Below are 18,159 nucleotides of genomic sequence, written 5' to 3' on the forward strand. Positions count from 1 at the left end.
AATTATTTTTTATTAATATACAATTATTATAGTGTTGGAGAATTAAAAAAAGTACTGGTTAAAAAAGAAAATTGGGCTTGATTCTGAAGATAATCTTAACATCTGAATACAAAGACTATAAATTTTTGATGTAAAATTACTTAGAAATAATTTTTACTGTATACTACAAATCTACTTCTTATTTGATTTTAAGTTATTAATTATTAATGTTATAAAGGTTTTAATTAAATTATTTCCAACCTTTTTGATCCAGGCAGCATCTTTATAGATAGAGACATTCGTTAACCTCAAACTTTATAATAAGATGAAGAATATATGCCTGACACTTTTGCTGTTTTTCCCAATGCTATATTGGGCGCAAATACCAATAATTGAAACACCTGATAAAAAAGGAGGATTTGAGAATAATAATAAGGTTATTCTTCAGAAGCTCAAGATTGATACCAAAATTACGGGTGGAATTTCCACCAACGTTATCACAATGGTTTTTAAAAACAACTCGAACCGATTAATGGAAGGTCGACTGACTTTCCCGCTTCCGGAAGGAGTAAATGTAAGCGGATATGCTTTGGATATCAATGGAAAACTGCTAAATGCCGTTCCCGTAGAAAAAGAAAAAGCAAAGGAAGTTTTTGAAACCATTCAGAAAAGAAATGTGGACCCCGGAATTTTAGAAAAAGTGGAAGGTAACAATTTCCGTACAAGAATTTATCCTATCAATGCAAATGGAGGAGAAAGAACTATTCAGATCTCGTATAATTATGAACTTAAAAAACAGGGAAGTAATTACCAATATTTTTTACCGCTTAATTATTCCACTCAAATTCCTGAGTTTAACATAAAAACGAGCGTTTTTCAGAATACGGTTTCTCCGCAACTGGAAGAAAAGCCTGATGGAAGTTTTAATTTTGTTAAAAACGGAAATGTTTGGGTGGCCGAAACTCACAAAATCAATTATAAACCAACTCAAAATCTGAAAATTAATTTTCCTCAAACTGATGGAAATCAGAATGTATTGATTCAGAAAGCTTCGGGTAATTCATCATATTTTCTTGCTGATTTAGGTGTTGATCCCAAAGAAAAAGCAAAGAAATTGCCTAATAAACTAGCAATCATTTGGGATAATTCTTTAAGCGGATCAAAACGAGATCATACTAAAGAATTTACTTTATTGGAAGAGTATTTTAAAGTAAATAAAAATCTTTCCGTGAAAATTTATTTCCTTAATAATTCATTTGATGAAGGAAAAAGTTTTAAAATAAACGAAGGAAACTGGAACGAATTAAAATCATATTTATCTCAAGTCACCTACGACGGCGGAACCGATTTCGGACAATTGAAATCAGTAAAAGAAGATGAGGTTTTGTTTTTCACAGATGGTTTGTCTTCTTTTGGAGATCTAAAACTGACGATTAATAATCCTGTTTACACAATTTCTTCTTCCAATAATGCGAATTTTAATCAATTAAAATTTATCAGTAATAAAACAGGAGGTGAATTTTTAAATTTAAGTGAAAATGATCCTAAAAAAGAAGTCCGTAAACTGTTGTATCAGTCTTTAAAATTCATTGGAATTGAAAATAATTCTTCATTGACGGAAGTTTACCCTTCATTGGCACAAACTATTTCGCAGGATTTTGTATTGACAGGTATTGTAAAAGGAAATCAAGCAACAGTAAAAGTTTTATTTGGTTATGGAAATGAAGTAGCAGAAGCAAAAACGATTTCTTTAGATGTGAATAAACAATCCGTAACAGATTGGGAGATCTCACAATTTTGGGCTCAGAAAAAGCTGAACGAACTGGAAATTTTTGAGAAAGAAAATAAAAATGAGATCAAAAATATCAGTCGGCAATTTGGTTTGGTGAGCAACAACATGAGTTTAATGGTGTTGGAAAATGTACAGGATTATGTTCGATATGAAATAAATCCGCCATCTGAACTGCGAGAAGAATACAATCGAATCGTAAAAAACAATCAGGCTCAAAAAGATATTCGCGTCAATGATTTAATGGCAAAAGCGGAAGTAATGACCGAAAATCTTAAAAAATGGTGGAATACGGATTTTGAAAAGAAACCAAAAGTTTATCCAAAGCCAACTGAAACCATTGAAAATAGAAGCAATACTCAAAATATTAGAGATTCTATTCGATCTGAAAATAGCATCGAAGAAGTTGTGGTGATGGGATATTCAAAAAGGGTAACTCGAAGTATGGCAACTTCAAGCTCCGTTAGCGTAAGTTCAGAACCTGTTTCCAATAATGCATTGCCAGCAAGTTTGCAAGGCAGAGTTCAAGGAATAACTATAAGAGGAGCTGGTTCTGTGCGTGGAGATCTAAGGAGTAAAGAAATAGCTGAAACAATCATTCAAAAAGGAAAAATTACAACGATAGATGTAAAATCCGACGCTGCCTACATGAAGTTTTTTGAGTCGGCTAAAAATTCAGAAGATATCTACCATACGTATCTTGATCATAGAAAAGATTACGCTGAAACGCCACAATATTATTTTGATGTAGCTCAGTTGTTTTTCAAAATCAATGATAAGAAAACAGGGTTAAAAGTATTGAGTTCTATCGCTGATTTGGATATTGAAAATGAAGAATTATACAAATTATTAGCTTACAAATTAAAGCAGGCTGAGGTATACGATAAAGAACTTTGGATCAGTAAAAAAGTATTGGAATGGCGACCATTCGATCCTCAAAGTTACAGAGATTATGCGCTGGCTTTGGAAGATAGCAAAGACTATCAGGGCGCTTTAGACAATTTATATAAAATTTTAAATCAGTCATACACTCGTGAAATGGCCACTCGTGATAACGGAATTGAAGAAACCATCATCATGGAGATCAATGAACTGATCAGCAATCACAGAAATGAGTTAGATCTTAAAAATATCAATCCTAAGATCATTGCAGATCTGCCTATGAATATCCGTGTGGTGATCAACTGGAACAAAGACAATACAGACATCGATCTTTGGGTAACAGATCCTAACAGTGAAGGTTGCATATATTCTCATAAATCAACGGAGATTGGCGGAAGATTGAGTGATGATTTTACGGGAGGTTTCGGACCGGAGCAGTTTTTACTGAAAAAAGCCATCAAAGGAAAATATAAAATTAAAACTAATTTCTTTAATGAAAATCAAGTAAGTATTGCGGGGGCAACAGCAATTATGGCCGAAGTTTTCATCAATTACGCTTCCGGAAAGCAGGAAAGAAAAATAGTGGTTTTCCAAAATAAAAATGAGGCTGATACCAGTAATCGTGACGGCGTTTTGATCGGAGAATTTGAATTTTAGATATAGGATGTAATATGTTAATATGAATGTTTAGTGTGGCAAGAGTCGGTTTTTATCGGCTCTTGCTTTTTTATTGCTGAATTAGCATTAAAAATGATTATTTTTAAGTTGATAAAAATACTACCGATGAAATCAATATTTATTTTTTTTCTTATCGTTTTTGGGATTCAGTTAAAAGCTCAGAAAGTTTTTTCAACAGAATATTCCAGTCAGGCAGATGTAAAAGTTTTTGTGGTTGAATATGAAAGTCAGGCCGATCTTAAAGTCTACAAAGTACAGTATGATAGCCAGGCAGGCGACAACAACGGAAAATGGTTTTTCACCCAATATGCAAGCCAGTCCAAAAAGAAAATATTCTTTGTTGATTATGAAAGCCAGGCTGATCTTAAAATCTTTTTTGTACAATACGACAGCCAGGCGGGATGGCGAAATGACAGTAAAAAATATTTATTGTACTAACATACCTATCTGAAAAAAATATTTGCACTACAAATCTACTTCTTTATTGTTTTTAACGTGTTGGTTTTCAAATTTTTAAACCTGTGAAGTAGATGTGTAGTAGGGTTATTTTGATATTTCTGCTGTACATTTGCAGTAGAAAATTCAACAAAAAATATTTCTATTGAGGATACGAAGATTTGTTGAAAATAAAATTTACATAGATGATGATTAAGTAAATATTTTCCCCCTCACATTGTTCCCAAAACAGTTGGTACTACTTTTTAGATGAAAAAAAATTATTAGAAAGAGGGGGAATATATTTTGATCACAAAAAAATATAAGTATGGTTTTCCATATACTTAGTGTTGTGTTAAGCTTTTACATTTTGTAAAAGCTTTTTTCATTTAAATCTGAAATTCCATAAAAAAACCTGCTCCTAAGAGCAGGTTTTTCCCTTCATTATTAAAAAATTAACTTAACCATTCATTAAGGTTCCAAATGGGTTACCTTCGTGTGGATAATATCATAAAATACAGTAGGATCACTCGCATTCGGAGTAATTCTGTAGGTGAATTTGTCGCTGTTTAATTCAAGAATTTCTACATCACGCGTAAAAATAACCGCTCCGCTGGTTGGATCTTTTGCCACAATAGTTCTTGTTTTTCCGTCTGCAGAAATAGACCAGTCGCCCTGATTTCTCAGTACATTATTCAATCCATAAATAGCATAAGTTCCACCCGCTCTGAAGTAAGCATATCCTACATATCCTGCTACATTAGCGTCTGTTAAGCTCATAGCATTTCCATCTTTATCTTTTGCTCCTGTAGTTTCCCAAGCTGTAGAAGCTAAAGTTCTCTGACCATTACTTGGCTCAGCATGACCTGTTTTTGTGTGGATAATGTCATAATAAACAGACGGATCACTCGTATTTGTGTGAATTCTATAAGTAAAAACATTTTTGTTCAGCTCAAGAATCTCTACATCACGTGTAAAGATCGTTGTTCCGTCAGGACGAAGAGCAGTAATTGTTCTTGTCTTTCCGTCCGCAGTTACAGACCATGTTCCCATTGATCTCAATGCATTAGTTAAACTGTAGATAGCAAATTTTCCATCACCATTAAAATAAGCGAAACCAACAAATCCGGCTACTGCTGGATTGTCTAATGCCACAGATTGTCCATTTTTGTCTTTAGCGCCAGTAGTTTCCCATGGAGTAGAAGATAAAACTTGTGAGGGAGTCGGTTGTTCCTCAACAATAACCTGATCATCATCATTTGAACAAGATACTGTGGTCGCAGTCAAGATGAAAGCAGTGAACAGATAACATAATTTTTTTAGTGTAATCATAATTTATATTTTTAAATCCTTGCAAACATATCCGTTATTAAAATCAAAAGATTGTACGAAATATCTCTTTTGTTGTAAAAAATATCACTTATAGTTAATGTTTTCTTAAATTGAAGATATTCAAATGTAAAAAACTTAAAATTGATGATAATAAGTATTTAGAGAAAAGCTTTTATGAATATTTCTTGTCTAGCTATTTATTTAAGTTAAATTTCAAAATTTCATATCATTAATGAGTCTTTTTTATGCAGAACTGAAATAATTTTCTATTTTTGGTGAAACAACTCAATATGTTTTTAAATAAAATTTTTCTTTTTGGATCAATATGCGCAATCGGTTGCATTGGTGCAAATTCTTTATATGCTCAAAACTCAATTCAGGTTAAAAATACATTGGAGTTTTCTAGAAATGAGATAGTTTCAATTTCTTTAGCTCAATTAAAATCATTTTTAAATAAAAACAAAGAGTCTGATCTTAGAATAAAAGACAGCAACAATAAATATCTTCCTATTCAGTGGATTGATTACGATGGAGACGGGAAAAATGATGAATTACTTTTTCAGGCAAATATTGATGCAAAAAAAACAAATTCTTATACAATCGTAGCTGACGGAAAAACTCCGATTCCTGAAACCAAAGTTTCTACATATTCAAGGCTGGTTCCGGAACGAGCAGACGATTATACTTGGGAAAATGACAAAATTGCTTTCAGAGTGTATGGTCCGAAAGGTCAGCAGGAAGCTTTGCAGGGAGTTAAAGGAAGCACACTTTCCAGTGGCGTTGATATTTGGCTGAAAAGAACAGATCAACCCATTATCAATAAATGGTACAAAGGCTATTTGACTGATCCTATGTTTTATCACAAAGACACAAGAGGTGAAGGTTACGATCCTTATCAGGTTGGAGACAGCCGGGGAACAGGCGGAATCGGGATTTGGGTAAATGACAAACTTCAGATCTCTCAAAATTTTGTAACTTCTAAAACCATTACGGAAGGTCCTTTGAGAACGGTTTTCGAATTAACTTACAATCCGTGGAGTGAATTTGGGGTTAAGGAAACAAAAAGAATTTCATTAGATATCGGCTCCAATTTCTCAAAGTTTGAATCTACTTTTGAATCTGAAAACCAAGTTCCAAATTACACAATCGGAATTACTTTGCATAAAAATGAAGGTAAAACAAAATTAAACGACAAAAACGGGTGGTATCTTCATTGGGAGAAAATTGATGATGCTTTTGTAGGAGAAGGTATTGTAGTAGATCCCAAAATTGTTGAAAAATCTGTTGCCTTTACATCTGAAATTCCGGATCAGAGTAATTTGTTGGTTGTAACAAAACCTTACAAAAAATTGGTGTATTATGCAGGATTTGCGTGGCAGAAAAGCAAGCAGATCCAAACGCAGAAAGATTGGGAGAATATCTTACAAAGACAATCTCAGATCATAGCGAATCCCTTGATTATAAAAATTAAATAATAAAATACAATGATGAAATTTAAAATTTCTGTAATAGCAGCTTCTTTCATTACTGCTACGTTCTCAGCTCAGATAAAAGATACGTTAGCTGAAAAAATGTTGGTTTACCAGCTTCCGAACGGTGGTTGGGGAAAACAGCTTGATGATAAATCTGTGGTGGATTATTATTTACCCATCGATAAGAATCTTTTAAGTAAAATAAAAGCTACAGGAAACGATCATGCAACGATTGATAACAACGCAACTTCCAGAGAGATCAACGGGTTGATAAAAGCTTATCAAACCACAAAAAATCAGGAGTATCTAAAATCTGCCGAAAAGGGAATTAAATATCTTCTTTCCATGCAGTATGAGAATGGTGGTTTTCCTCAATATTATCCGAATTCCGGGCTGTACAGAAAACAGGTTACTTACAACGACAATGCGATGATCAATGCTTTGACGGTTTTATACAATGTTGCGGAAGGTAAAAATGATTTTGATGTTGTTGATTCAAGTTTAAAAGAAAAAGCAAAATCTGCTGTAGAAAAAGGAATTCAATGTATTTTGAAAACTCAGGTTTTACAGAAAGGAATTCCATCTATCTGGGCAGATCAATACAACGAAATTACCCTGCAGCCCGATAAAGCCAGAGCTTTTGAACCTATTTCTTTAGCAACTGGAGAGTCAGTAAATATTGTAAAGTTTTTAATGATGCAAACGGCAACTCCTGAAATTCAGAATTCAATTAAATCAGCTATAAAATGGTTTAAAGACAACAAAATTGAAGGCTACAGCTACAACGTTGCCAAACAAAACGGAAAAGCGGTAAGAACTTTAGCGGAAGATAAAAACTCCGTCATTTGGGCAAGATTTTATGATATTAATAACAATAAACCACTTTTCGGAGATCGCGACGGAAGCGTAAAATATAACTATAATGATGTTTCTGAAGAAAGAAGAAACGGCTACAGCTGGTTTGGTGATGCGCCAGATAAATTGATCAATAAAGAGTTTCCGAAATGGGTGCAGAAGAATAACGTGATGCCTTAGGATTAGGGTTTGAGAATGAGAGTGAGAGTGTTTGAGAGTGGGAGAGTTGTAGATCTTTTGGTGTCATTGCGAGGAGCGGAGCGACGAAGCAATCTTAATAAATAGCATTAAACATCATACTTAACCGTAAAGTTTGTCATCCTGACAGGATCAGAATCTCAATAGCTAAATTAACATCTCAAAAGATAATGAAATGAGATTGCTTCGTCGCTTCGCTCCTCGCAATGACGGAGAGCGCTTGGTGGCTGAGGTTCTCGAAGTCACCATTCCTAATACCCTAGCCCCGATTGAGTGAAAATCCTTTTTTTGAAAAAAAGATTGCAGTACTTCGACTCAGCTCAGCATAAACTTCAAGCGGGAAAAAGCTCCTAAATAAAAGGAAAAAATGACTGTAAATAGAAAATGACTGAGTACTACGCTCAGTCATTTTCGTTTCTAATTCTAATTTTTATTTATAACGTATTGCAAATATTGCCTCCTAAAGTTGCGCCTGCATTGGCTGTAACGTCCGCTTTTACCGCAGAAACCGATAAAGCCGGAATTGTATATGGCGGGGTAAATGCTGTTCCGCTTCCTGCTGTATTTCCTGTTACATTCGTGAATGTATTTCCAGTAGCAGTTACCGCTGTGAATCCGCTCATTAAATTGATAGGTTCTTTCACGTTTTCAAAAACATTTCTGTCGACGAAAATGTTGGCCTGAACTCCTGCTGCGATACATTTGTTACTTGCAGAGCTGTTAAAATAACTGTTGATGATATGTATTTTTCCAAATCTCACTCTTGGCATACGCTCTTTACATCCCGGTGCCCACCAGCAACGAACGAAAGTTACGTTTAACTTTCCTGCATCAGCAGTTGCGCCATCGCTTGATCCGATCAAATTCGAGAATCTGTGATCATCTGTTCCTCCTGAACCACCAAGTTTTGGAGCTTTCAGATAATGGAATTTCGTGTAAGAAACTGTAACAAAGTCTGATTTATTTTTAATATCAAAATTTCCGTCAACACCATCTCTGAACTCACAATGGTCGATCCACACATTTCTGCAATCATCTAAAATTGCATTGTCCCAACCGTCTGTGTCATAAGCTCCCGGCCCTTCAAAAATTAAATTTCTAACAACGATATTATTACATCTTTTAATATTGATAATTCCTGAACCGCTTGCCGTCTGGTCTGTAGAAACCAATTTTGCACCGCTTGCTCCATAAATTGTTTTTCCGGTCTGATCCTGAAGAGATAAACGTGTTGTAATGGTGATGGTTCCAGTCACTTTAATGACTTTTACCGCCGTGTTTTCGATCGCTGCTTTTAACTGCGCATAAGTCGTCACGGTAGTTTCTGCTGCAGTTCCGCCTCCTGTAGTTCCGCCATTTTGGGAAGCCCATCCCGGAGCAACGCAACTTGCGAGAGGAACAATGGCATTGGTTTCCAATGAACCTATATTAATAGCGTTTGGAATTTCCTGCAATTCACTTTTAACATCTTCCTGCCCGCAGCCTGTTAATGCAAAAGCTGAGCTTAGAGCTGCCATAAAGAAGGCAACTTTGATTTTTGTTTTCATAGTTTATAATTTTTTATGATTTGGTGTGGTGTAAAATTATTAAATATTTAATTAATCGTTTTATATTTTAACATATAAATATTTATATAATTATAATGTTATTTATTTTATTTATTCAATCGGTTGCGCTTTGTTGTTTAGTTATTTGTAGATGCGTAGTTTAAATTATAAATAAAATTCCCGCAGATTTCAAAGGTTTTACAGAAAAAGATCTGTGTAATCCGTGACATCTGCGGGAGAATTATTTTATTGTTTTCCGGTATCTACTTAACTTCAAAAGTATAAATGTTACCTTTTTCAGTATTAAAATCAAAAACCTGTGTTTCAGGAACGGGAAAACCTTTTAATTCTGCTTTTTCAGAAACTAAAGGTGCCTTAATTGAATTTATCTGATAATATTCATTAGGATTTTCTCCTGTTGATTTTTTTAATTGAGTCTTAGATTTTAAATTGATATTTTTCGCAATTCTGATTCTGCAATTTCCTCCTAAAGTAGATTTGACAGTTAATTTTTTCAATTGAGAATTTTCCCATTCGATATCGATTTCAAAGCCACCTCTGGCTTTTAAACCTTTAATATTTCCATTCGGTAAAGCATCTGGAAGTGCCGGTAAAATGTAAAGATAACCGTCATAACTTTGGAGCAACATCTCAGCAATTCCCGATGTACAGCCAAAATTTCCATCAATCTGAAAAGGCGGATGCGCGTCCAAAAGATTAGGATACGTTCCTCCCGATTGTCCTTTTGTTTCCATCGGAGCAGGCGTTAATTGATCTGAAATTAATTTAAAAGCCCTGTTTCCATCCAATAATCTTGCCCACCAATTGACTTTCCAGCCCATCGACCAGCCTGTTGATTTATCGCCACGATACGTCATGGAATTTTTTGCAGCTTCCGTCAGATCAGGGTTTCTGAAAGGTGAAATTTGTCCTGAAGGAAAAAGTCCGTACAAATGCGAAATATGCCTGTGTTTATCATCGATTCTGTCCATATCTTTCAACCATTCCTGCAATTGAGCATGTTGCCCGATTTGCATGGGCGGAAGTTTATTTAAGGCAGTTTCCACTTCATCCGAAAGGTTTTTATCTTCATTAAGAACTTTCGAAGCATTAATAAAATTATTAAAAACATCAAAAACCAATTGATTATCCATCGTTGTTCCTGCAGTAATTCCGACGCTTTTCATGTAAGTATTTTCCGGCGACATGGAAGGGGAAACAACCAAATATTTTTTCGAAGGATCTTGTTGAAGAACATCCAGATAAAATAAAGCTGAACCTTTTAAAGCAGAATAATATTTTCTCAAAAATTCTTTGTCACCGGTGTATAAATAATGATTCCAAAGATGTTGTGTGAGCCACGCTCCGCCCATCGGCCACATTCCGTAGAAACCACCGTCTACAATACCAGTGATTCTCCACAAATCTGTATTGTGATGCATATTCCAGCCTCTTGCGTGATACATTTCTTTGGCAGATTCCTGTCCGGTTACCGATAAATCCTGAATCATGTCGAATAAAGGCTCGTGCATTTCACTCAGATTCGTGTTTTCGGCGGGCCAGTAATTCATTTCTGTATTGATATTGACGGTATATTTACTATCCCAAGCCGGATTTAACTGATAATTCCAGATTCCCTGAAGATTTGCAGGCTGAGTTCCCTGTTGCGAAGAGGAAATCAAAAGATAACGACCAAACTGGAAATACAAAGCCACCAAATCAGGATCTTGTGAACTCCCAAATTCTTTTATTCTAACGTCGGTTGTTTTCTTTGCCTGTTCGGTTGTTCCTAAATCAAGACTGACGCGTTTGAAATATTTCTGATATTTTTGAATGTGAGCTTTTAATTCAACTTCATATTTTTTGTTTAAAGCTGATTGTAAATATTCCGAAACTCTCGTATCTGGATTTCCTGAAATATCGTTATATTTTTTAAAATTCGTTGCAATCGAAACATAAATAACCACTTCATCCGTTCCTGAAATATTGAGTTGATCTTGAGTTGAGGTTAATTTTCCACCTTTTAAAACAGGAACAACAACCGTTTTGAAATTGATTTTCCCGATTTTATTGTCAACAGAACCACTTGTTCCGGTAATCATCAATTGATTTTTCTCCGTAAAAATTGATTTTTTTAAATGTGGAGTAGAAGCGTTGATGGAAAAGTTTAAGCTTCCTTTTTTGCTTGAAGATAATTTAATTATGATAACATTATCAACAAAAGAAGAGAAGATTTCTCGCTTGAAAGTTACGCCATTTACTTCGTAAGAAACTGTGCTTAAAGCTTTTTCAATGTCTAAAGTTCTGGTATAATTTTTAAAATTTTCATGACCTTTAAAATCAAGAAACAAATCGCCCATCGTTTGATAGGGCATTCCGTAATTCAAATCTTTTGGAGCAGCTCTTGGATACGTTGTATTGGAGAGTTTTTGAGCTTGTTCAAATTGACCTTCATTCAACAGTTTCCTGATTTTTTGGATGCTGTCAAATGTATTTTTTGGAACATTATTTCCAGGTTCGCCGGCCCAGATTGTTTCTTCATTAAGTTGAAGATGCTCCTGCGAAGTTCCGCCAAAAACCATTGCTCCCAATCTTCCGTTTCCGATAGGTAGAGCTTCGTTCCAGTTTTCTGCAGGTTTGTTGTAGGTGAGTTTTAAATTCTGTTGTGCTTGAACAGAAATTGAAATCACCGTTCCAAAAGCCAATAAAAAGATTTTATGTTGAATGATTTTTAGCATTTTTATATTTTGTTAAAATAATTTTATTTTTTTTATTGGAAAACGCAAAGGCGCAAAAGTTTTAATTATAATAATGCTTTAAGGCGCAAGGATTTTATCTTCAATAAAATTTTACACTGAATATTTTTTAAAAAAAGTAGGATTTTATTAGCCTTTGTGATTATCTAACAATATTTAATTACTAATTATCAATTACTTATTACCTATCGTTTTAAGCCAGTCTGCGCACAGTTTTTTCCAGTTGTCGGTCAGTTCAGATTTGTTGGTAATGCCGATTTTATGTTCGCCTTCCGGGAAAATAAACATTGCACCTTTTACTTTATTTTTTGTCATTTCCTGATAATAGAGAATGCTGTTCATCACAGGAACTGTTTTATCGTTTTGAGCATGAAATAATATGGTGGGTGGAGTTTTTTCCGTCACTCTATTTTGCATAGAATATTCCTTGATTTTTTCCGAAGAGGCATTTTCGCCGAGTAAACTGTTACGGCTTCCAATATGGGCAAATTCTCCCAAATCGATGACCGGAGAAACAAGAATAGCAAAATTTGGAATGGTAGAAAAACTTCCCCAATCACCTTTTAATTCTGTATAATCTGTAGGAATATTACTCACCGTTGCAGCCAGATGTCCACCAGCTGAAGTGCCAATAACTCCAATCTGTTCCGGTGAAATACCATATTGCTCAGCATTTTTTCTAAGATATTTTATCGCTGCCTGAACATCCTGTAATGGAGCGATTTCTTTTTGCTTTAAATCTGGAGAAGTCGGTAATCTGTAATTTAAAACGAAAGCAGAAATTCCTTGTGTATTAAACCATTTTGCAATTTGATAACCACCCAAATCGTAAGTCAGTTTATAATATCCACCACCGGGAATGACGATGACGGCCATCTGTTTTCTTTCTTCTTTTGGAGGTAAAAACGCAAAGAGTTCGGTTTCCTTTATTTGTATAATTCTTCCGTCTTTTTCTTCGGTTTTTAACTGTAATCCTTTGGAATTTGGCATCTGACCTTTTGGCCAAACCATGATTTTTTCCTGAGCAGAGAATTGAGTGAAGAATAAAATTAATAATATAAAAACAGAGTTTTTCATGGCTTTTTAATTTGTGATAATTGTGAAGTGTATTTTTCTAAACCTCATAGGTTTTTAAAACCTATGAGGTTTGTTTTTTCAAATTAATCTTTAAGAAAATCCTCTCTAAACGGGGTAAACGAATCAATCAACTGACCTGCTTCCAGACATTTTACGCCATGAAAAATATTAGGCTGCGCAAAAAATCCGTCCCCTTGTTGTAGAATTTTAACCTCACCGTCAACAGTTACTTCAAATTTTCCCGAAGCAACATATGTGATCTGCGAATGAAAATGCTGATGCAAAGCTCCAATCGCATCTTTTTCAAACTTTACAATCACCATCATCACTTGAGAATTGTACCCAACGAATTGTCGTGATACTCCACCTCCTAAATCTTCCCATTCGGAATTACCGTCAAAGAAAGGTTCTTTTTTGAACTTCATTTTGTATGTTTTTTATTTATTTTACTAATTTTTTTGCTCTCAATTTGTCATACTGAATGAAAAGTAGTGTAATGAAGAATCTCTATTAAAAAGTTTAGATTCTTCCTTCGTCAGAATGACAAACTGACTGGTTAATTATTGAGATAAAAAACTATTTAATATATTTCTCCAATCCAATTTTCAAACTCTTCAAATTCTTCACTGCCAATTTTGCAACAGATTCTGCTCCAAGTGTTGATAAATGCGTGTCATCGTCTTTTCCTTTCGGATAGTATGGATCTTCGCCTTCTTTATAATGCAAATGAAGCTTTTTTGAATTTTCAGGACCGTAAGAAACTTCAAGTTGTTCTGTTAATAACTGCAAATCTACGAAAGGAACTTTCAGATCATTCGCAACCATTCTTACGACCAACGGGTATTCTTTATGAGTATCAATTAGAACTCCATTTTCATTGAAATTTCTTCTTACTATGGAAGTCATCAGAATTGGTGTTGCGCCTTTTGCTCTGGTTTCATTCACATATCTTTCAAGATTGGCTCTGTACTGAGTATAAGGATTGGTAAATTTTGTAGAATCTTTCAGCTTCTGATCATTATGCCCAAACTGGATAATCACGAAATCTCCTTTTTTAAGCTGCTTTTCAACTTTATCCCATCTTCCTTCTGTTCTGAAGCTTTTTGAACTTCTGCCGTTCATCGCATGATTCTGAATCTCAATTCCTGTTAAAAATTGTGGTAAAACCTGTCCCCAACCGTGTTCCGGATTTTTGTCAGGATTTTCCTTGTTGGCCATCGTAGAATCACCGATGAGGAATAGGGTTTGCTTTTGTGCGAATGTCAGTACTGACAGAAATAAAAATAGTGCAGTAAGCTTTTTCATTTTAAATAAATTTTTAATTAATATTCTTTTGTCTTGAAACAAAAGAATCAAAAGTTCAAGACTTGGAAAATTCTGCTAAAAATTACTTCTGTTCTCTAAAAATTCTAAACTCGCACGAATTTGATTTGTGCTTCAATTCAATATTTGCTTCGCGCTCAAACAGTAGAATTTTTTTAAGGTTCACAGAACTAATTTTCTTAACGCTCCATTTTCCCATGTCGATTTGGCTGTGGTTATCATTACTCATTACCAATTGCTTATTATTTATGTTCAGGATTCCAACCATCAAAAATCTTTTCTAACGTATAATTTTTCAAGTCTTTTTTTGTCAATTGATGCGACCAGTTTACACGATTTGTTGCGTTTCCGCCGTCGCCTTTGCTTCTGAATTCTGCATAATATGCCGTTTTATCTTTATCAGGAAACATTTTATCGTCTTTCCAAGGATTCCAGCCTTCGGGAAGAATGTGTTTTCCCATTTCTGTATTGATGAAAACGGTTTTGGCGTAAGCCCTCCACGGTCTTCCCAAATAAACTTTTGTGATACCTTCTTTAGCAATTAATTGACAATCAAAAAAAACAAAGCCGTACTTTCTGTCGGCTTCTGTTGCGGCTGCAGTGATGTAAGAATCTGCTAAACTTTTAATGGTACAATTTTTAAAAACAACCGTTGCCTGTCCGAAAATAAAGTCTGTTGTTCCTTCGATATAACAGTTTTCAAAATATTGTCTGCTGTGATTGGTTGCGGAATAAATTGTGTCCTGACAACCCAGAATTTTTGAATTTTTAATGATAAAACGGTCACCTTCAACATGAAGAGAAACTGCCTGCCCTTCGTTACAAGAACTGTTTTGAATCGTCAGATTACTAATTTTAATATCATCGCCCATTACCAATAAAGTGTAGGAATTGAATGTCGTCATTTTTTCATTAAACGAATCGAGTTTTCCTGAAAAATCATTGTTGGTAATGATAGTATTGTCTTTATTTTCGCCTTCTAGCGTGATTTTATGTTTTGAAGATGTAATAACAACTTTTTCATTATAAGTTCCGGATTTAATGAAAATCAAAGCTTCTGCCGGACCTAAATCTCGAATTGAATTGATCGCTTTCTGAATCGATGTAAAATCTCCGCTTCCGTCTTTGGCTACGGTAATTTTGATGTATGGATTATTTCCTGCTAAGAGAAAATTTGCCATTGAAATGAAGAGAATTAAAAATAATTTTTTCATAAAAGCTATTTTAAAACTTTATTTAAAAAGTCAACCGTTAAATTCAATGTTTCTGTAAACCAGGGTTCTGCAGACCAAAATGAATGTGGAGAATCTTTAATTTCATGAAATTTTGTCGAAATATTATAACTCTTCAGTTTCTTCATCATATCGTCTCTTCCTGCATGAAAACGAGGTTGTGAACTGTTGATGAAAAGAGTAGGAGGTGTATTTTTATCCACATATTCCAAAGGTGAAGCTTCTTTCCAGATTTTCGGATTGTCTTTTTGTGGATAACCCAGCCAATAGGCATCGTAAGTTCCTTCTTTGCCGGATTCTTCATGAATGAAAGAAACAACGCCATCTACATTGACGATTGCCTGCAATTTATTCTTTTTCTTAACCCCAACTAAAGTCGCAATTTGGGCTCCGGCGGATTCACCCAAAACCACCATTTTCTTTTTGTTTAAAGAATATATTGAATGATTTTTCTTTAACCATTGAATTCCCGTTTCAATATCTTCAACTCCTGCAGGATATTTTGCGACATCAGCCAACCGATATCCGATTGCGATGACAACATATCCTTTTGAGGCTAATTCCATTGCCATAAATTTTTCATTCTCCTTACTTCCTGAAACCCAGCCACCACCGTGAACCATAGCAATTCCCGGATACGTTTTTGATTTATCGAGAGGGTAGTAGACATCAGCTTTTAAGGAAAGTCCGTTGATGTTGGTATATTCTACATCTTTATCAACTCCGATGTTTTGCGGAACAGGTCGGTCGATAGGTGTGATGAAAGAATATTTTTTCTTGAATTTTTCATACGTCGCTTCATTGGTGTAAGGAGTAGCATTCGGTCGTGGAACTTGACCGAATGCTAATGTGCCTCCTAACCAAAAAATAGAAATATAAGTAAGTTTTTTGCTAAAATTCATGTTGTCAAATAATTAAAATATTTATTTAACCGCATTTTTAGCTACATCAGTTCCGATAGAAAGTGAATTTTTATCAGACTTGACTTCTTTTGGTAACAGGACTGCTTCTGTTTTATTTCCTAAAACCTTAACGAACGGCTTAGTTGCAGATTCAAATTTTACTGTTGAAAGGTTGATATTTTTACTGTTGTAAACTGTTGCTCCTGTTCCTTCAGAATATTTCAGTTTAACATTTTTTAGTTGAATTCCCTCTGCATCAACGATTGTTAAAGCTTTTTTCGTGTCGAACTGAGAATCTTCAATAACGATATTTTTAAGATTCATTTCAGCTAAACCAAACAAAGTGATCGCTTCATAAGAATTAACAGCATTAATGTTTTTAAAGAAAATATTTCTGAAAATCGGAGTTTCTTCTGTTACCGGATACGCCTTTTCCGGTGCTTTGTTGCCTTCTTGTTTTTGTCCGTCTTCCAAAACCGGAGAAGCTCCTTCATAGAACATATTGAAACCAATTGTCTGTGTCGGAATGTTGATCATATCAATATTTTTAATGTAAATATTTTCAACGATTCCACCTCTTCCACGGGTTGTTTTGAAACGAAGACCAATATCAGTTCCGATGAAAGTACAGTCGGAAACATGGATATTTCTCGCTCCGCCGGACATTTCACTTCCTACCACAAAACCTCCGTGAGCGTGGTAGACCACATTGTTTTTAATGATAACATTTTCAGTTGGCATATTTCTTTTTCTTCCGTCTTCATTTTTCCCTGATTTAATACAAATTGCATCGTCACCAACATCGAAAGTATTATCGTAGATCAAAACATTTTTACAAGATTCCAAGTCTACACCGTCACCGTTTTGAGAAAACCAAGGATTTCTAACCGTAAGATTTCTTAAAATAACATTGGTACACATCAATGGGTGAAGGTTCCAAGCCGGAGAATTCTGGAAAGTTGGGCCGTCTAATAAAACTTTGTCGCATCCAACCAGACTTACCATAACTGGACGAAGGAAATCTTTAACCGTTGTTAGTTCTTCTTTAGAAATTTTATCAGGAACATTGAAGCTTGAACTGCTTTCAAATCCTTTTTTATAGCTTTCTGAAGGATACCAGTTTTTACCATCAGCAGATAGAATTCCGCCAGATTTTACGATTTCTTTCCATTCAGATTCTGCGACTTTGCTTTTTTTGATGGCTCTCCATGCGTCACCGCTTCCGTCAATCACCCCTTTTCCAGTGATAGCAATGTTAGTTGCATTTCTTGCTGAAATTGGAGACTGGCAACGAATGGTATTTAGTCCTTCAAAACTTACATCAACTAAAGGATAATCTGCTTTATCTTTACTGAAAACGATAAAAGCACCTTCTTCCACATGAAGATTAATGTTGCTTTTTAGCTCAATTGGGCCTGTGAGCCACATTCCGCGGGGAACGACTAATTTTCCGCCTCCTTTTTTACTTAAATCCTCGATCGCTTTTTTGAAAGCTTCTGTATTTTTTATATTTCCGCCTGCAACGCCACCATATTGAGTGATTGAAACGGTGTTTGCGGCAAAAGAAGTTTCTGTAACCTGAGGCATTTTAAACTCAATGTTTTTATAAATATCCAGATTCTGAGCATACGTTTGCCCTGAAAACATCATTGCGGCTACTAAACCGATAACTTTGAGAGACTTCTTCATTTTATTTTTTTTG

The 18,159-nt window shown here is 34.8% G+C and carries 13 protein-coding genes; 4 read left to right on the top strand and 9 right to left on the bottom strand.

Annotated features, from left to right (window positions below; all coding sequences use genetic code 11):
• Positions 1-304 precede the first annotated feature (304 nt).
• Both EG348_RS10360 and EG348_RS10365 read left to right on the top strand, forming a co-directional pair.
• Positions 305-3,307 (top strand): VIT domain-containing protein, encoded by a 3,003-nt coding sequence (locus tag EG348_RS10360; protein WP_123983050.1) that lies wholly within the window; start codon positions 305-307, stop codon positions 3,305-3,307.
• A 126-nt stretch (positions 3,308-3,433) separates the two neighbouring features.
• Complete coding sequence (locus EG348_RS10365; RefSeq protein ID WP_123983051.1) at positions 3,434-3,766, top strand: DUF6150 family protein; 333 nt, start codon at positions 3,434-3,436, stop codon at positions 3,764-3,766.
• A 468-nt stretch (positions 3,767-4,234) separates the two neighbouring features.
• Here the strand turns inward: EG348_RS10365 and EG348_RS21845 are convergent, their stop codons facing one another.
• Entirely contained in the window at positions 4,235-5,095 is an 861-nt protein-coding gene (locus tag EG348_RS21845) for a DUF4822 domain-containing protein (protein ID WP_228414859.1), read from the bottom strand.
• Between the two features lie 290 nt (positions 5,096-5,385).
• Here EG348_RS21845 and EG348_RS10375 point away from each other — a divergent pair, with 290 nt between their 5' ends.
• On the top strand, positions 5,386-6,570 hold the full coding sequence (locus EG348_RS10375; protein WP_123983052.1) for a DUF4861 domain-containing protein: 1,185 nt from the start codon (positions 5,386-5,388) through the stop codon (positions 6,568-6,570).
• Positions 6,571-6,579: 9 nt separating this feature from the next.
• The gene (pelA, locus tag EG348_RS10380) at positions 6,580-7,602 is read left to right on the top strand and encodes a pectate lyase (RefSeq protein WP_228414860.1); all 1,023 of its coding nucleotides are present in this window, start codon (positions 6,580-6,582) and stop codon (positions 7,600-7,602) included.
• A 452-nt stretch (positions 7,603-8,054) separates the two neighbouring features.
• Here the strand turns inward: pelA and EG348_RS10385 are convergent, their stop codons facing one another.
• From EG348_RS10385 to EG348_RS10420, 8 genes are all read right to left on the bottom strand, one after another.
• Positions 8,055-9,167 (bottom strand): polysaccharide lyase family 1 protein, encoded by a 1,113-nt coding sequence (locus EG348_RS10385; protein ID WP_123983053.1) that lies wholly within the window; start codon positions 9,165-9,167, stop codon positions 8,055-8,057.
• A 263-nt stretch (positions 9,168-9,430) separates the two neighbouring features.
• On the bottom strand, positions 9,431-11,905 hold the full coding sequence (locus EG348_RS10390; RefSeq protein WP_123983054.1) for a glycosyl hydrolase family 95 catalytic domain-containing protein: 2,475 nt from the start codon (positions 11,903-11,905) through the stop codon (positions 9,431-9,433).
• Between the two features lie 192 nt (positions 11,906-12,097).
• Positions 12,098-13,000, bottom strand: a complete 903-nt coding sequence (locus tag EG348_RS10395) for an alpha/beta hydrolase (protein ID WP_123983055.1) — start codon at positions 12,998-13,000, stop codon at positions 12,098-12,100.
• Between the two features lie 83 nt (positions 13,001-13,083).
• The gene (locus EG348_RS10400) at positions 13,084-13,425 is read right to left on the bottom strand and encodes a cupin domain-containing protein (protein ID WP_123983056.1); all 342 of its coding nucleotides are present in this window, start codon (positions 13,423-13,425) and stop codon (positions 13,084-13,086) included.
• Between the two features lie 151 nt (positions 13,426-13,576).
• A complete protein-coding gene (locus EG348_RS10405; protein WP_123983057.1) occupies positions 13,577-14,305 on the bottom strand; it encodes a rhamnogalacturonan acetylesterase in 729 nt (242 codons plus the stop codon).
• 260 nt (positions 14,306-14,565) lie between these two features.
• Positions 14,566-15,537 carry a pectinesterase family protein gene (locus EG348_RS10410; RefSeq protein WP_123983058.1) on the bottom strand — a complete coding sequence of 324 codons (972 nt, stop codon included), beginning with the start codon at positions 15,535-15,537 and terminating at the stop codon, positions 14,566-14,568.
• Positions 15,538-15,542: 5 nt separating this feature from the next.
• A complete protein-coding gene (locus tag EG348_RS10415) occupies positions 15,543-16,457 on the bottom strand; it encodes an alpha/beta hydrolase (protein WP_123983059.1) in 915 nt (304 codons plus the stop codon).
• Between the two features lie 21 nt (positions 16,458-16,478).
• Positions 16,479-18,146 carry a glycoside hydrolase family 28 protein gene (locus tag EG348_RS10420; RefSeq protein ID WP_123983060.1) on the bottom strand — a complete coding sequence of 556 codons (1,668 nt, stop codon included), beginning with the start codon at positions 18,144-18,146 and terminating at the stop codon, positions 16,479-16,481.
• Between the last annotated feature and the right edge of the window lie 13 nt (positions 18,147-18,159).

The sequence above is a fragment of the Chryseobacterium sp. G0201 genome (genome assembly GCF_003815655.1).
Lineage (GTDB): Bacteria > Bacteroidota > Bacteroidia > Flavobacteriales > Weeksellaceae > Chryseobacterium.

Coding starts and splice junctions, on each gene's coding strand:
- EG348_RS10400 (WP_123983056.1), bottom strand. CDS start 13,425: ATGAAGTTCAAAAAAGAACCTTTCTTTGACGGTAATTCCGAATGGGAA.
- EG348_RS21845 (WP_228414859.1), bottom strand. CDS start 5,095: ATGATTACACTAAAAAAATTATGTTATCTGTTCACTGCTTTCATCTTG.
- EG348_RS10365 (WP_123983051.1), top strand. CDS start 3,434: ATGAAATCAATATTTATTTTTTTTCTTATCGTTTTTGGGATTCAGTTA.
- EG348_RS10385 (WP_123983053.1), bottom strand. CDS start 9,167: ATGAAAACAAAAATCAAAGTTGCCTTCTTTATGGCAGCTCTAAGCTCA.
- pelA (WP_228414860.1), top strand. CDS start 6,580: ATGATGAAATTTAAAATTTCTGTAATAGCAGCTTCTTTCATTACTGCT.
- EG348_RS10420 (WP_123983060.1), bottom strand. CDS start 18,146: ATGAAGAAGTCTCTCAAAGTTATCGGTTTAGTAGCCGCAATGATGTTT.
- EG348_RS10395 (WP_123983055.1), bottom strand. CDS start 13,000: ATGAAAAACTCTGTTTTTATATTATTAATTTTATTCTTCACTCAATTC.
- EG348_RS10415 (WP_123983059.1), bottom strand. CDS start 16,457: ATGAATTTTAGCAAAAAACTTACTTATATTTCTATTTTTTGGTTAGGA.
- EG348_RS10360 (WP_123983050.1), top strand. CDS start 305: ATGAAGAATATATGCCTGACACTTTTGCTGTTTTTCCCAATGCTATAT.
- EG348_RS10410 (WP_123983058.1), bottom strand. CDS start 15,537: ATGAAAAAATTATTTTTAATTCTCTTCATTTCAATGGCAAATTTTCTC.
- EG348_RS10390 (WP_123983054.1), bottom strand. CDS start 11,905: ATGCTAAAAATCATTCAACATAAAATCTTTTTATTGGCTTTTGGAACG.
- EG348_RS10405 (WP_123983057.1), bottom strand. CDS start 14,305: ATGAAAAAGCTTACTGCACTATTTTTATTTCTGTCAGTACTGACATTC.
- EG348_RS10375 (WP_123983052.1), top strand. CDS start 5,386: ATGTTTTTAAATAAAATTTTTCTTTTTGGATCAATATGCGCAATCGGT.